This window comes from Micromonospora sp. H61, assembly GCF_018070325.1.
Taxonomy (GTDB): domain Bacteria; phylum Actinomycetota; class Actinomycetes; order Mycobacteriales; family Micromonosporaceae; genus Micromonospora; species Micromonospora salmantinae.
Genome location: NZ_JAGPXY010000032.1, coordinates 55,495 through 69,121 on the forward strand (window position 1 = coordinate 55,495; position 13,627 = coordinate 69,121).

The 13,627-nt window shown below is 69.6% G+C and carries 13 protein-coding genes and 1 pseudogene; 6 read left to right on the forward strand and 8 right to left on the reverse strand.

The window, feature by feature from the left end:
* Positions 1-63: 63 nt before the first annotated feature.
* Together KBX08_RS18040 and KBX08_RS18045 are read right to left on the reverse strand one after the other, a co-directional pair.
* The gene (locus KBX08_RS18040; RefSeq protein WP_210784633.1) at positions 64-672 is read right to left on the reverse strand and encodes a hypothetical protein; all 609 of its coding nucleotides are present in this window, start codon (positions 670-672) and stop codon (positions 64-66) included.
* A gap of 182 nt (positions 673-854) precedes the next feature.
* Positions 855-1,388 (reverse strand): M48 family metallopeptidase, encoded by a 534-nt coding sequence (locus KBX08_RS18045; protein WP_210784634.1) that lies wholly within the window; start codon positions 1,386-1,388, stop codon positions 855-857.
* A gap of 513 nt (positions 1,389-1,901) precedes the next feature.
* Between KBX08_RS18045 and KBX08_RS18050 the strand changes: the two genes are divergently transcribed.
* From KBX08_RS18050 to KBX08_RS18060, 3 genes are all read left to right on the forward strand, one after another.
* Positions 1,902-2,072 carry a DUF5679 domain-containing protein gene (locus tag KBX08_RS18050; protein ID WP_167457767.1) on the forward strand — a complete coding sequence of 57 codons (171 nt, stop codon included), beginning with the start codon at positions 1,902-1,904 and terminating at the stop codon, positions 2,070-2,072.
* 79 nt (positions 2,073-2,151) lie between these two features.
* Positions 2,152-2,970, forward strand: coding sequence for a pyrroline-5-carboxylate reductase (proC, locus tag KBX08_RS18055; protein ID WP_091407583.1), 819 nt, complete (start codon positions 2,152-2,154; stop codon positions 2,968-2,970).
* Between the two features lie 198 nt (positions 2,971-3,168).
* The gene (locus KBX08_RS18060) at positions 3,169-3,801 is read left to right on the forward strand and encodes an SLATT domain-containing protein (protein ID WP_210784635.1); all 633 of its coding nucleotides are present in this window, start codon (positions 3,169-3,171) and stop codon (positions 3,799-3,801) included.
* Here KBX08_RS18060 and KBX08_RS18065 read toward each other — a convergent pair.
* Entirely contained in the window at positions 3,759-4,685 is a 927-nt protein-coding gene (locus tag KBX08_RS18065) for an HAD family hydrolase (protein ID WP_210784636.1), read from the reverse strand. The genes KBX08_RS18060 and KBX08_RS18065 overlap by 43 nt on opposite strands.
* Entirely contained in the window at positions 4,678-6,369 is a 1,692-nt protein-coding gene (locus tag KBX08_RS18070; protein WP_210784637.1) for a metallophosphoesterase, read from the reverse strand. Before KBX08_RS18070 ends, KBX08_RS18065 begins: the two co-directional genes overlap by 8 nt.
* A gap of 151 nt (positions 6,370-6,520) precedes the next feature.
* Here KBX08_RS18070 and KBX08_RS33885 point away from each other — a divergent pair, with 151 nt between their 5' ends.
* A complete protein-coding gene (locus KBX08_RS33885; RefSeq protein WP_238690606.1) occupies positions 6,521-6,871 on the forward strand; it encodes a DUF2203 domain-containing protein in 351 nt (116 codons plus the stop codon).
* A gap of 1 nt (position 6,872) precedes the next feature.
* Here KBX08_RS33885 and KBX08_RS18080 read toward each other — a convergent pair whose 3' ends face one another.
* Complete coding sequence (locus tag KBX08_RS18080; protein ID WP_307850575.1) at positions 6,873-7,556, reverse strand: class F sortase; 684 nt, start codon at positions 7,554-7,556, stop codon at positions 6,873-6,875.
* A complete protein-coding gene (locus KBX08_RS18085) occupies positions 7,553-8,422 on the reverse strand; it encodes a DUF4397 domain-containing protein (RefSeq protein ID WP_210784639.1) in 870 nt (289 codons plus the stop codon). The genes KBX08_RS18080 and KBX08_RS18085 overlap by 4 nt, the downstream gene beginning before the upstream one ends.
* A 184-nt stretch (positions 8,423-8,606) precedes the next feature.
* On the opposite strand from KBX08_RS18085, the gene KBX08_RS18090 reads away from it, so the two are divergent.
* Positions 8,607-10,208, forward strand: a complete 1,602-nt coding sequence (locus KBX08_RS18090) for a glycosyltransferase 87 family protein (RefSeq protein ID WP_210784640.1) — start codon at positions 8,607-8,609, stop codon at positions 10,206-10,208.
* 32 nt (positions 10,209-10,240) lie between these two features.
* Here the strand turns inward: KBX08_RS18090 and KBX08_RS18095 are convergent.
* Positions 10,241-10,966: pseudogene (locus tag KBX08_RS18095) on the reverse strand (NADPH-dependent F420 reductase); the annotation flags it as partial.
* Positions 10,967-11,247: 281 nt separating this feature from the next.
* Positions 11,248-11,739, reverse strand: a complete 492-nt coding sequence (locus KBX08_RS18100; RefSeq protein WP_210784642.1) for a glutathione peroxidase — start codon at positions 11,737-11,739, stop codon at positions 11,248-11,250.
* A gap of 167 nt (positions 11,740-11,906) precedes the next feature.
* Between KBX08_RS18100 and KBX08_RS18105 the strand changes: the two genes are divergently transcribed.
* The gene (locus KBX08_RS18105) at positions 11,907-13,547 is read left to right on the forward strand and encodes a glycosyl hydrolase family 18 protein (RefSeq protein WP_210784643.1); all 1,641 of its coding nucleotides are present in this window, start codon (positions 11,907-11,909) and stop codon (positions 13,545-13,547) included.
* The last annotated feature ends 80 nt before the right edge of the window (positions 13,548-13,627 follow it).

Sequence of the window (13,627 nt, forward strand, 5' to 3'; positions counted from 1 at the left end):
TGCGCTCCGGGTGCCCGCGTCATCGACAGCGGGCACCCGGGCGCGTTCGTCAGGTGCGGCGGTTCAGGTGGGTCGGCCCGACCCGGAGAGCAGGGCGCGGGTCGCTTCCCAACCCTCGAAGGCCGGGTCCAGCGTGGCCAGGTCAGCCGGGCCGCGCAGTCGTCGCCAGCCGGTGGTGACGGCCACGTCACCCGGGCGCGGGGCGTTGGCGCGCGCCTCAGCCGGCGTCGCGGTGTCCAGCTCCAGCGTCGGCAGCCAGTCCGGCGCGGGCAGTCGTACCGCGACCCCGAGCAGACCCGGGCCGCCGCCCTCGACCGGGGCCACCGCGACCGGCCGGCTGGTGAGTGGGCGGAGCAGCTTGCCGACGGTCAGGGCGGGCAGGTCGGGCACGTCACTGACCAGCACTGCCGCTTGGTCGTACCCCGTCAGCGTGGCGAACACGGCGTTCGGCGTCGGCTCGGCCACCTCGTACACCGCCGTACCGGGCCACACCAGCGCATCGGCCAGGGCCCGGTCGGCCGGAGTCACCGCGACCGCGACCTCCACCTCGTTGAGCGTGGCGAACAGGTCGATGACGTCTTCCGCGAGCGCCGCTCGCCACTGCGCCAGGTCGACGCCGGGCGGCGACCAGTGCACCGGCCCGAGCAACGCCACCACCACCCGTCGCGCCATCCCCCGACCCTAGCGCCCGCCACCCCACCCATCCCGAACCACGTCGACGAGCGGGGCTCGGCTGCATGATCGACTCGGTTTTCATTGAAGTCGCGGCGTCCCGGAGACCTGGATAGCGCGGCACCCAGGAAGGCGAGTGGATCTCGGCGCGCGGCGTCCAGAGACTCGGGGCGGGGTGTGGATCAGGTGGGAAGCGGCGCGCAGGAGGAGGCGGCGGCGACCCCTTCGAGGTAGCCGCGGGCGCGTTCCGCCTTGGGGTAGCGACCGACCAGCGCCCAGAACCGGGCGTTGTGGCTGGGCACGATGAGGTGCGCCAACTCGTGCAGCAACACGTAGTCGATCACCCAGTCGGGCATCTCCTGGACGCGGTGCGAGATGCGGATGCTGCGGTCCGCCGGCGTGCAGGAACCCCACCGGCCGTTCTGGTTGGTGACCCATCGGACGCTGGCCGGCACCGCCTTCGCGGCGTATCCGGCGAGGTAGAGATCGATGAGCCGATTGGCCCGGGCCAGCAGCTCGTCGTCGGACCGGGCGAGGCGCCCCTCCCGGGCGGCGAGCCGGGCGAGCATCCGGTCGACCCACTCGCTCTCCTCGGCACGGGAGAACTGGTCGGGGATGAGGACGACCACTCGCTCACCGTCACGGTACGCGGACACCGTGCGTCGTCGACGCTGACTGCGCCGCACCTCGACGACCGGCTTGCGCGCCCCCGCCATCACTGGCCCGCGCAGCCTCGACTACGTGTCACGAAGGAAAGCTAATGCCCACTGACCAGGGGTCCGCAAGAGTCAACCGCACGACACGCGCCCGGAAAATGGTGATTGGTCGCCAGCCGTCCCGAAAATTTCTTGACCGTAGCGCCATCGCGCCATCTCGTCACCCTTGGTGAACGCCGATGGCGCCGGTGCTCGGCACGTCTCCACCGTAGGTGATCACCGCCCCGGATGCCGCCGCAGGGGCACTCGCACGGGTGGCTGTCAGGGTTTGGTCGGCGTGTCCCCGCCAAACTGACTTATCCGACCTATTTCGCCATGCACACTCTCGACGTCGACTTGCTCACAGTGTCGATGCACAGCTGACATGGAACTGCCCAGACCTGGGTAGGGTCCGCGGACCAGCGGTCACGAAGGTGGCCGCGGAGTGAGACCCAGCGCCGGCGCCCCGTGTGGCCCGCCGCCGGGCACCCCGCCGGAACGGCATTGACCGGCGGACGAGACGAGGAGGGCACCGTGGCCGACCAGGCCCAGACGACCTACAACGGTTACTGCGTGAAGTGCAAGGAGAAGCGGGACTTCGAGGGGCACGTCGAGGTCTCGAAGACCGGAATGAACATGGCCAAGGGCAAGTGTCCGGTATGCGGTACAACAGTGAACCGCATCCTGGGCAAGGCCAAGGTCTGACCCGAACGGGTGAACGGGGGTGGGGGGGGCGGGGGGGCCCCCCCCCCCGCGACCCAAGGCGAGGGGGGTACGGGCCGACATGTCAGCTGGAGTGCACACGGTCGCGGTGATCGGCGCGGGCAAGATCGGTGAGCTGATGCTCTCCGGGCTGCTGCGCTCGGGATGGCCGGTGGACCGGCTGCTGGCCACCGCCCGCCGACCCGCTCGCGCCGAGGAGTTGACCGCTCGGTACGGCGTACGGGTGGTCGACAACCTGACCGCTGTGGACGAGGCCGCGGTGCTCGCGGTCTCGGTCAAGCCGCAGGACGCCGCCGCGCTCCTCGACGAGATCGGCCCCAAGGTGCCGGCCGACAAGCTCGTCATCTCGCTCTGCGCAGGTCTGCCCACCAGCTTCTTCAGCCGCCGGTTGCCCGAGGGCACCCCCGTGGTGCGGGTGATGACCAACACCCCGGCGCTGGTCGACGAGGCGATGACCGCGATCTCCGCCGGCGCGCACGCCACCGGGGCGCACCTCACGCTGGCCGAGGAGATGTTCAAGCCGCTCGGCCAGACGATCCGGGTGCCCGAATCGCAGCAGGACGCGGTCACCGCGCTCTCCGGCTCCGGCCCGGCCTACTTCTACCTGCTGGTCGAAGCCATGATCGACGCGGGGATCCTGCTCGGGCTGCCCCGTCAGGTGGCGCACGAGTTGATCGTGCAGACCGCGATCGGGTCGGCGGTGATGCTGCGCGACTCCGGCGAGCACCCGGTCAAGCTGCGCGAGGCGGTCACCTCGCCGGCCGGCACCACCATCTCCGCCATTCGTGAGCTGGAGAAGCACGGCGTACGCGCGGCGCTGCTCGCCGCGCTGGAGGCCGCCCGGGATCGCGCCCGCGAGCTGGCGGCACAGGCCGACTGAGCGGTCGGTGTCCTATGAAGCGGCTGAACTTGACCGCTGCAACTCGACCATCCAGGCTGTTGTATGGGGCGAGGTGTTTCCGTCCGGTTTCTCAACCTGTCCTGAATCACGGCCCCGCCAGGTACTGCCATCGGAGGATTCGTGGTCATCGGCAATGGCAACGTAGACAGGCCGCATCATCGGATCCCCCGTCGGGACATGACCATCCGCCCGTTTCCTGTCCCAGCTGAGGGGCAACAGTCGCGTCATGTTGTCCTGGACCGCCTGCGTGAGTGGGCAGAGGGGCAGGCCGAGGACTCGGTTGCCTGGTATCTCCGTGACAAGGCAGTCCGTCGCGGAATTTCGCGCGTGTTGCGCGGTTGCGCCATTCTACTGGGAATCGCAGGAGGGGTCGTACCCCTGGTCAGCGCGGCCAGCGCCGGCAGTGGTGCCAGTTGGGGGTATGTCCTACTGGCCATGGCTGGTGGGTGCTTGGCCTTCGACCACTTTTTTGGGCTGTCGTCCGCATGGATGCGCGATATCGCCACCGCGCAGGCACTTCAGCGGGCGCTAACCGAGTTCCGGTTGGATTGGGCGACCGAAGAGCTTTGCACGGCGACCGAAGACCACGAAGTCGATCTAGTGGTACGACGGCGCGAGAAACTAATCCGCGCGTTGGTGATGCGCACCGCCGAGTTAGTGGAAGCGGAGACCGACGAGTGGCTGAGCGAGTTTCGAAGCAACATCGGTGATTTGAGTCGGAGGAGCGGGTGGCCAGCCCCAGCGGCCCAGCCCTCCGCTGGCTTCGCTCACTCCGTCGAACCGGCGGCTAGGCAGTCGGACGTCACCTGAGATCGCCCTGACCGTGGAGCTGGGGCGAATGTGTAGTGGTCCTGCAACTCACGGAAGGCGTCAAGCGTTACGTCCGGCGCAAACCGTGTTGAGTCGTCGTCTGTGCTCTCCGCTGCGCTGACGGCAGCAGGATCCCAATGGGACAGCGCCACCAGATCGCGCCAGAGTTCGGGGTCGTGGTGAGTGCCGTAGCGTGCCCACGCTGCCACCATTCCCGCTCGCTTGGCCATCACCACGTCCTTGTCCAGGTTGTCACCCACGTAGAGACAGCGGGCAGGCGGAACGTTGAGCTGCTCAGCGATCCGCCGTGCAATGTCCGGGTTGGGCTTGCGTGCCGTCGGCGGGAGAACACGAACCTCGATCGCCGCCGGAGTCGACCGCCGATCGACGCCGAGTGGGTGTGGCGGTCCAACGAACCGAGGTGCGTAGACCGCTTCCAGCATCGATTCCAACCCGAGAGCCCGTGCTCGGCTGCTGATGTTCACGTCCTTGGCTTCGGTGTGGCCCACTATGCGACAACCCGTGGCCTTGACGGCCTGGAGGGTACTATCTACGTCCCTGTAGAGGTGAAGATGGTGTCGCCGGACTTCGTTAAAGGCGGCGAAGGCTGGCAGCAGGTACTCGTGTCGCGCCCGTTGGCTCATCGCGGGCAGATGCCGCTCGACCGTCGCGGTCTCCAGCAACGCGAACGGGTGTTCGGTGTTGCCGCGTACGCGGTGCACGAACTGGAGGTCGCTACGCACCTCGTCCTCGGGCACGTCGAGGAGCTTGGCAGCCGCGGTCACCATGGCTCGGACTGCGGGTACGAAGTACGCCACCCAGTCGTACAACGTGTTGTCCATGTCGAGGATGAGAGCGTTGATGATCGGGCGTCTGTCAGCCATTCGGAACGACCTGCCAGGCAGCGATCTCCAGTCGGCCGTCTGCACCGGTGGCCAACGGGGCCCGCCAGGTCATGAAGCGCTCGAACGCGCCTTGCTGTTGACTTCGATACATTTCCAACTCCACGACTGAACCCACCACCCTGATCAGGTTGAAGAAGTTACGCCGCCCGTCTGACGATCTCGAGCCGCTGCTTCCGCCGCCGACAATGTTGAAGCGTCCCAACTCCCAGCGCTCGTTGCTGTACTCCGGGAGGTGGTACGCCTCCGCACGCCAGACGAACGCACGGTGCTTGTGGCCGTGCACTACGAGGTGTACGCCGTCGCGGGCACCCATGCGCTGGATCCTGGGCGCATCGATGGCGATCCCGAAGCCGGTGGCGTACTCGTCCGGCGATTCGAGGTCTTCGGTCAGCGCGAGATGGTGGTGCAGCGCGAGCACTCGTAGGGCTGATCCAGGGCTCGACCAGGTGAGGGCGCTCGCCACCTCGCGATATGCGGACTCCTGCACCCGGCCCATGCCGGCCAGGAAAGACTGCCCCTGTTCCAGCGAACTGGAGTTGACTGCGGCGATGTCGAGGAGATTGCCACCGGGGAAGACAAAACGGCGAGCCATGGAGAGGTGAGGCGAGGCCGGGTATCCGTAGAGTGCTTGGAAGAACTTTCGATAGCTGGCAGTGGCCTCTGCCGGTGCCACCTCGACCGGCGCGCCATATTCGTAAGACTCACCCCGCGTCCACGCTATGTCGTGATTGCCGGGAATGACTACGAGATGCTCCATGCCCAGGCCGAGCAGTCCGTTGGTCAGCTTGAAGAGACCCGCTCGTGCTGCGTCGAACTCCTCAGGGGCGGCGACATAGGTGAGATCGCCGGTGACGAGGACCGCCCCCACGGACCGCTGGTGGTGAGCAAGCGCGTTGGAGATTGCGTCGACCATGGTGGGCCGTGTTGCCCCGTCCTCGGTCTCCAGACGCCACTGATGCTCCTGCCGGAAGCGTCCGGTCGCGTAGTGCGGATCGGTGAGGTGCAGTAGCCACGGCCCTGGGCAGGCGATCGGCTCTGCGGAGAGCGCGCCGTCCTGGCGCTGTGACGCGGCGAGGAACCTTTCGCTGGAATCAGCCGGCTGGACCGGCCGGATTTCCCAGATGGTGGTGTCCATCGCTCGTAGCTCGTCGGCGTCCAGGATCCGCTTGCCCACCAACCGCTCTAGCTGGCTCGTGGGGTGATGCGGTAACGGCGGGGCGGAAGCGAAGGAAAATTTCCCAAAGAACTCGATTGGCTCCTCGGCCAGGGCCACTAACCGCAACCAGCCCCGACTGTGCCGACTCGATCGGTAGTAGGGAGGAACGCCATCCCGCTCCGTGCTGGGCGGATTGAGGGAGGTGAAGCTGCCAAGTTCATCGGCCTGCGGCACGATGACCCGCTCGACGACCGCCGGATGCACGGTGCCCGTTCCAGAGTGGAACAGTCCGATCAGAACCCGTTGCCCGGCGAGCGTCTCCCGTTCGAGCGCCTGCCATATTTCCAGCCGACCGGGCTCGTTGGGCCGCTTCCACCATCCCCACCAGCACCAGCCCCGCTCCTGCAGGACGGCACGATGTTCGGGCAGTGTGTCGGCGACCAGATCCCGGTAGCGGAAGAGAAACCGAAGAACCGGTGAGCTGGTGAGATAGGAACCTTCGCTCATGCCAGTGAGCCTCCATGACGCCAAGGAAATTCCCGGAGAACGTAGGGTCGCTCCACGAGGAGCACCCTGTATACCCGAGCGGAACGAGACGCGACATCCCGGAACCGTGCTCAGGGGCACCACCGAGCGATGCGACGGGCATACTGGCTCGGTGTTCACACTTGCCCAGGCCCGGCACCTGGTGGCCACCCTGCAGCCGCGCGTCGACGAGTTGATCCGGGTCCGGGCCGACCTGGCCGAGTTGCGCGCCGACCTGACCGACCACGGCGTGAGCGCGCTCGGCGGGCTGGCCGAGGTCAAGGCGCTGGAAGCTCGGCTGCACGCCGTCGTCGACGAGCTGCACCAGCACGACATCCAGGTCAAGGGCATCGCCCCGGTGCTGCTCGACTTTCCCGGCGAGCGGGCCGGCCGTGCCGTGCTCTGGTGCTGGCTGGAGGGCGACTCCGACGTGCGCTGGTACCACCGGGCCGAGTGCGGCTTCGCCGGCCGCCGCCCCCTCTGACTCAGCCCGCGGCGGACGTCGGCAGGACCGGGTCGGGGGCCTCGGTCACCGCGAACACCACCACGTTGTCGACGTAGTGGCCCTGCCGCCGGTCGAAGTCACCCCCGCAGGTGACCAGGCGCAGCTCCGCCCCGGGTGTCGGGCCATAGACCACGGCAGTCGGAAACTGGTCCTTGCGGGTACGCAGCGACCCGGTCACCCGGAAGGGCAACCGCTGCCCGCCGCGCCACACCTCCACCAGGTCGCCGGGCCGTAGCTCGCCGAGCCGGGCGAAGACCGCCGGGCCGCGTCGTGAGTCCAGGTGCCCGGCGAGTACGGCCGGGCCGGTGTCGCCAGGGGCCGGGCCGCCGCCGTACCAGCCGGCGGTGTGGAAGTCGCTCGGCGGAATCAGCACGCCGGCGCGGTCCAGGCCCAGCACGGTGAGCGGTGAGTCGACGTCGATGCGCGGTACGCGTACCCGCGTGGGTGGACCGTGTGGCGTGGGCGCGGCGGCCACCGACGGGCAGTCCTCGCCGCAGCCGGGGTGCCAGCTCGCCACCGGCGGTGGCGGGCCGGTGGTGGCCAGCCCCAGCCCGACGCCGGTGCCGGCGGCCAGGCAGACCGCCGCGCTGGCCGCGATCAGCGCGGCCAGCGGTAGCCGGCGCTCACGGTGCCGCCGGATCGACGGGTCCGGCCCGGCGCTCACCAGGTGGTGCGCCGCCGCCGACGCCAGAGCAGCAGGGCCACCGCGCCGGCCGCCGCGGCCAGACCGCCGGCCACCAGGGGGTACGCGTCGAGCCCGGCCCCGGCGGTGCCTCCGGCGCCGGTGTCCACCCCGCCGGCCGGTACGACGGTGCCGCCCTCGGCGTCGCGGCGCAGCTCGGCGGTGAGCCCGCCCTGTTTCGCGTCGAGCACCAGCAGCGAGTAGACCGCGCCGCCGGTGAGCCGCACCTCGGCTTCGGTGCTCGGCCCGCCGGCACCCGTCAGTTTCAGCCGCCAACTGCCCGGCTCGACCTGCTGGTAGTCGGTCGTCGTGGCGAACTGCACCCCGTCGGCGATCATCGGGCCGTCGGCGGCGGCCACGTCGAGCACCGGGGTCCGCACCGACGCCTGTACGACCCGCACCTTGGCGCGGCCGTCGGTGGGGGCGCTGAGATCGTCGTTGAGCACCCGCAGTCCGAGGTCGGCGTGCCGGCCGACACCGGCCACCGTGAAGGCGTCCCCGCTGGTCACCGCGACCTCGGTGGTCAGTACCGGGGGGTCGCTGGCGGGGGCGCCGGCCTCGCGCATGGCCACGGCGTAGCGGCCCGGCGCGAGTTCGAGGTAGTCGGAGACCACGCCGTAACCGACGCCGGGGAAGACCTGCGGCTTCGCCGCGCCTGGCGCGGCAAGGTAGACGTCCACAGCCGGGGTGTCCGGGGAGAGGTGCGCGAGCCGGACGTATCCGACGGTGTCCGCGCCGGTCGCGGCGTTCGCCGGAATCGGAATGGCGGCGGTGGCGAGGGCGGTGCCGAGCAGGAGCGCGCCGGAACCGGCCAACAGCCGGCGGGGCACGGTACGGAGCGTGTGCATGTCGCCTCCGGGGGCACGTTCGGTGAGCGGGCGGCAACCCAGAGCACAGGGTCCCGTGAACAGGACTGCGGCGCAAGTTGCCACAGCGATGTTTTCGTCGGCTGTCACTACCGATCGCAAAGGGAGCCCCCGCGTCCGCCGCTACGGGGCACTCGGGAGCGTCGTGGTCGCCTATTCTCGGGCGATGCGGGATCGCCGGGTGGCGCTGGCGTGGGCGGCCTTCGTCGTCGTCGCGCTGGTGTCCTGTGTGCTCGTTCTGCGCCGTCCGGATCGCCTCTCCGACCTGCACATCTACTACGGCGCGCTGTCCGACCTGCACGCCGGCAAGCCGCTGTACGGGTATGTGGCGGAGAACGGCGGTCCGTTCACCTATCCGCCGTTCGCCGCTCTCGTGCTGTGGCCGATCACCGCCGTCAGCGAGGGCGTACTCCAGGGGATCTGGCTGGTCGCGACGTGCGCGGCGGTCGTCGCCATCGCCGGGTCGGTGGGTGTCGCGCTGACCATCCGACGTTCCCGGCGTCCGCTCGTCGTGGCGCTGGCGGCCACCGTGCTGATGCTCTCCGCGCCGGTGCAGAGCAACCTACGCTTCGGGCAGGTCAGCATCTTCATCGTGTTGATGGCGCTGCTCGACGGGCTGGGCGTCGTCCCACCCCGACTGCGCGGGACGCTGGTCGGGGTGGCCGCGGCGATCAAGCTCACCCCACTGCTGTTCGTGGTCTACTTCCTCGCCGTCGGGCGCTACCGTGACGCCGGTCGGTCGGCGGCCGCGTTCGTGGCCTGCGCCGGGCTCGCCGCGATCGTGCTGCCCCGGGAGAGTTGGTCCTACTGGACCGAGACCGTGCGGCAGACCTCGCGCATCGGCAATCTGTCCTCGTTGGGCAACCAGTCCCTGCACGGAATGTTGCTGCGCGTCGGCGTCGACGAGACGGCGCTGCCAGTGCTCTGGGCCGCCATGGTGGCACTGATCTGCGTGGCGGCGCTGCTGCGGGCCCGGCAGTTGACGCGGCAGGGCTGCCCCGGGCACGCCGCCGTGCTCGTCGGCTGCGCCACAGTGGCCGCGTCCCCGGTTTCCTGGACCCACCACCAGGTGTGGCCGGTGCTCGCCGCGATGCTGCTGATCGGCGCCTCCGGCATTACCCAGCGGGTCGCCGGCGCGGCGCTGCTCGCCGCCATGGTCGTCTCGTTGGGCGCGGCGCTCAGCCCGATCTCGACGCGGCCGGGGGTGCAGTTCCTCTTCGAGAACGCCCGTGCCGTCGGGGTGTGCCTCCTGTGCCTGGTCGGCTTCGGCGGTGTCGCCGTCGCCGCCCAGCGCACGAGCAGACGACCGGCCGCCGGCCGTGCCTGGCTGCGGGTGGGCGTCACTGCCACGGTGGCGGTCGCGTTCTTCGCCGTGCAGCCGCTGCCGGCCGGAGCGGACCCCACCTTCAAGGCGTACACCCTCGACGACGTGGTCAACCCGCGATACTTCTTCGTCTGCCGTGGTCCGGCCGAATGCGCCGCCTACGCCACCGAGGTGCCGGTCACCTTCGGCACCCGCGCCGAGAAGACCAAGGTCCGGGTCAACGGCGTGGTCTCCCCGCAGGTCAGCCGCCTGGAGTACTACTCCGCGCCGGGCGGAGCACCCCGGACCATTCCGCTGCTCGCCGCGTACCCGGGTTCGCGTACCTTCTCGTTCCGTTCGGCGACGATGGCCCACGGCCGGCTCGTCGCGTACGCGGCGGATGGGCAGCAGATCGCCAGCTACGACGACGAGCTCGCCGCCGCCCTCCGCACGACCACCCGGTAGGTGATCGCCGGCAGGGCGGCGGCCGGCTTTGCTCAGCGGGTGGCGGCGGCCAGGGCGGCGCGCAGCTTCGCGGCATCGCCCGGGGCCGGGTGCTCCCAGTCGGTCGGGCTCGCGGAGTAGAGCGTGCCGTACGCCGGGGTGTCCGGCTGGTAGCGCCACCCCTCGGCCAGTGGGCCGACGTCCACCGCGTCGTAGCCGATCTGGTCCAGGAAGGCGGTCACCTCGGCCTTCGCGGCGGCGTCGTCACCGGCGATCGCGAGGGCGCTGCGGTCGGCCGCATCGGTTGGCCGGGGGAGGGCGGCCAGGCCCTTGAAGTTGATGTTGTTGAAGACCTTGACCACCCGCGAGTCCGGCAGGTGGCGCTGGAGCAACTCGCTGCTGGTGGTCTCGCTGGAGTCCAGCTCCGGGAAGGTGCCATCGCGCTGCGGGTAGTAGTTGTTGGTGTCGATGACGACCTTGCCGGCCAGCGGTTCCACTGGCACCGCTCGGTACGCCTTCAGCGGCACACTGACCACCACCAGGTCACCGACCTGCGCCGCGTCCCGCGTGGTGCCGGCGCTGGCGTGCTCGCCCAGGGTCTCCACCAGGTCGGTGAGGGTCTCCGGGCCCCGCGAGTTGCTCAGCACCACGTCGTAGCCGGCGTCGACGGCCAGCCGGGCCACGGTGCCGCCGATGTTGCCACTGCCGATCAGTCCCACAGTTGTCATGCTCGTTCCCAACTCCGTCCACCCACGACGCGTTCCCCATCTGCCTGGTGGTTTTTTTCGGTCTGTCCGCCGCCGGGCGACTGCTCAGGCTGCTCGCGACCTTCGCCGTCCACGGCGGGCGCCTGGGTGGCGCCGTGAGTTCGTCCTGCACAACGTACTGCCCACGTTGGTCGTCGACCGGCTCTCCCGGGAGGTGCCACTCTCCGGTGACGAGCGGTTCGTGCCGGCTGCCGTGCGGCGTCGACCAGGCAGGATCGCGCTGGATCCGGGATGTAGTGGCATCCGAGAACTTCGAGCGTGATCGAGGCGACGCCGTGCAGCGCCCCGGGGTGTCAGGGGGTGGGGAGGGCCTTTTCGATGGCTGCGCGCAGGTCGTCGGAGTCGGGCGCGACAGTGGGGGCGAAGCGGGCGGCGACCGAGCCGTCCGGGGCCACCAGGAACTTCTCGAAGTTCCAGCGCACGTCACCGGTGTGCCCGTCGGCGTCCGGGGTGTCCACGAGCGCGGCGTAGAGCGGGTGCCGGTCGGGGCCGTTGACGTCGACCTTCTCGGTCAACGGGAAGGTGACCCCGTAGTTGACCTGGCAGAAGTCGCTGATCTCGGCGGCGCTGCCCGGCTCCTGCCCGGCGAACTGGTTGCACGGCACGCCGAGCACCACGAGGCCCTGGTCGGCGTAGGAGTCGGCGAGCGTCTGGAGGCCGGCGTACTGCGGGGTGAGGCCGCAGCGGGAGGCCACGTTGACGACCAGCAACGCCTTGCCGCGGTGCCGGGCCAGGTCGGCGGGGCCGCCGTTGAGGGCGTCGATCGGGATGTCGAAGACGGTCATGGGCCGAGGCTACGCGCCGGCCGGGTGTCGACCCGGGGTGGGCGCAGCGTACGCACTCCGTGCACCAGGAGAAATCGAAACATGCGCATCTTGACGAACTGATGACAGCGTGAGTACCGTCTCACCATCGCTTTTGGAAAGTTTCCTAACAGTTCGGGAGACGCCTCATGAAAAGATCGCTCCGCCGGGCCCTCTGGGCCGGTGCCGTGGTCGCCGTGACCGTCGCAGCGGTGCCGGTGACCACCGCGTTCGGCGCCGGCACGGTCACCACCACCTTCACCAAGGCGCAGGACTGGGGGACCGGTCACGAGACGAGGGTGACCGTCACCAACGGCTCCAGCGCCACTGTCAGCACCTGGCGCATCGAGTTCGACCTGCCGTCGGGCACCACCATCAGCAGCGCGTGGGACGCCGACGTCACCAGCAGCGGCAACCACTACGTCGCGGTCAAGAAGAGCTGGGCCGGCGGCATCGCCCCCGGCGCCTCGTTCAGCTGGGGCTACAACGGCAGCGGCGCCTACAAGGCACCGCTGAACTGCACCATCAACGGTGCCGCGTGCGGCGGCGGGACGACCCCGCCGACCACCACTCCGCCGACCACCACCCCACCGACGAAGACGCCGCCCACCACCCCTCCGCCCACCACCCCTCCGCCCACCACGCCACCGCCGACCACCAACCCGCCGAACCCGGGCGGCAAGAAGATCGTCGGTTACTTCGCCGAGTGGGGCGTCTACGGGCGCAACTACCACGTCAAGAACATCCAGACCAGCGGCTCGGCCGCCAAGCTGACCCACATCCTGTACGCCTTCGGCAACACCACCGGTGGCCGTTGCGCCATCGGTGACAGCTACGCCGACTACGAGAAGGCGTACACCGCGGCGGAGAGCGTGGACGGCGTCGCGGACACGTGGGACCAGCCGCTGCGCGGCAGCTTCAACCAGCTGCGCAAGCTCAAGCAGCTGAACCCGCACCTCAAGGTGATCTGGTCGTTCGGTGGCTGGACCTGGTCCGGTGGCTTCACCCAGGCCGCGCAGAACCCGGCCGCGTTCGCCGAGAGCTGCTACAACCTGGTCGAGGACCCGCGCTGGGCGGACGTCTTCGACGGCATCGACGTCGACTGGGAGTACCCCAACGCCTGCGGTCTGAGCTGTGACAGCAGCGGCCCGAACGCGTTCAAGAACGTGATCAGCGCCCTGCGGTCGAAGTTCGGGTCCAGTGCCCTGGTCACCGCCGCCATCACCGCGGACGGCAGCAACGGCGGCAAGATCGACGCCACCGACTACGCCGGCGCCATCGGCAACCTCAACTGGCTGATGCCGATGACGTACGACTACTTCGGCGCGTTCGCCGCCCAGGGTCCGACGGCACCGCACTCACCGCTCACCTCGTACACCGGCATCCCGCAGCAGGGCTTCAACTCCGACGCGGCGATCCAGAAGCTCAAGAGCAAGGGCGTCCCGGCCAACAAGCTGCTGCTCGGCATCGGGTTCTACGGTCGGGGCTGGACCGGTGTCACCCAGGCCGCTCCGGGTGGCAGCGCCACCGGCGCGGCGCCGGGCACCTACGAGGCCGGCATCGAGGACTACAAGGTCCTCAAGAACACCTGCCCGGCCACCGGCACCATCGCCGGCACCGCGTACGCCAAGTGCGGCAGCAACTGGTGGAGCTACGACACCCCGTCGACCATCAACGGCAAGATGACGTACGCGAACAACCAGGGCCTCGGTGGCGCGTTCTTCTGGGAGCTCTCCGGTGACACGAGCAACGGCGAGCTCATCGGCGCCATCAAGGGCGGTCTCGGCTGAGCCGAGGGCCGACGCGCCACCCACACGGCGGGAAGGGGCCCGCACCGTCCCTACCAGCCCGATACACAGCGGCCCGGTCG

Bases quoted from the DNA above. Each gene is read 5' to 3' on its own strand.
- KBX08_RS18060 (WP_210784635.1), top strand. From the start codon at position 3,169: ATGACCATCCGCCCGTTTCCTGTCCCAGCTGAGGGGCAACAGTCGCGT.
- KBX08_RS18105 (WP_210784643.1), top strand. From the start codon at position 11,907: ATGAAAAGATCGCTCCGCCGGGCCCTCTGGGCCGGTGCCGTGGTCGCC.
- KBX08_RS18100 (WP_210784642.1), bottom strand. From the start codon at position 11,739: ATGACCGTCTTCGACATCCCGATCGACGCCCTCAACGGCGGCCCCGCC.
- proC (WP_091407583.1), top strand. From the start codon at position 2,152: ATGTCAGCTGGAGTGCACACGGTCGCGGTGATCGGCGCGGGCAAGATC.
- KBX08_RS18065 (WP_210784636.1), bottom strand. From the start codon at position 4,685: ATGGCTGACAGACGCCCGATCATCAACGCTCTCATCCTCGACATGGAC.
- KBX08_RS18090 (WP_210784640.1), top strand. From the start codon at position 8,607: ATGCGGGATCGCCGGGTGGCGCTGGCGTGGGCGGCCTTCGTCGTCGTC.
- KBX08_RS18070 (WP_210784637.1), bottom strand. From the start codon at position 6,369: ATGAGCGAAGGTTCCTATCTCACCAGCTCACCGGTTCTTCGGTTTCTC.
- KBX08_RS18085 (WP_210784639.1), bottom strand. From the start codon at position 8,422: ATGCACACGCTCCGTACCGTGCCCCGCCGGCTGTTGGCCGGTTCCGGC.
- KBX08_RS18045 (WP_210784634.1), bottom strand. From the start codon at position 1,388: ATGGCGGGGGCGCGCAAGCCGGTCGTCGAGGTGCGGCGCAGTCAGCGT.
- KBX08_RS18040 (WP_210784633.1), bottom strand. From the start codon at position 672: ATGGCGCGACGGGTGGTGGTGGCGTTGCTCGGGCCGGTGCACTGGTCG.